1 protein-coding gene is annotated in these 236 nt (G+C 39.4%); it reads left to right on the forward strand.

Annotation, left to right across the window (positions count from 1 at the left end):
* A partial coding sequence (locus ACSNOG_RS34040; RefSeq protein WP_436756526.1) for an ABC transporter substrate-binding protein occupies window positions 1-236 on the forward strand: 236 nt, incomplete at both ends.

Consider the following 236-nt stretch of genomic DNA (forward strand, 5'->3'; position numbering starts at 1 on the left):
GTGTGACATACTCTAATGGCGAACCGGTTACTGTAAAAGACTATGCTTTCGCCATGAAAGTTTTACATGACAAGAGTTACGACGGTCAATCCGATATTCTCTCCGTTAACGTTAAAGGTGGAAAAGAGTATTACGATGGTAAAACTGACGAGATTTCCGGTATTAAAGTCATTGATGACCATACCGTTGAAATCGAAGTTACAGAAGCAAATGCAATGACTAAGGATAATCTGGGT

The organism is Streptomyces sp. URMC 124 (genome assembly GCF_051386455.1).
Taxonomy (GTDB): Bacteria; Actinomycetota; Actinomycetes; order Streptomycetales; family Streptomycetaceae; genus Streptomyces.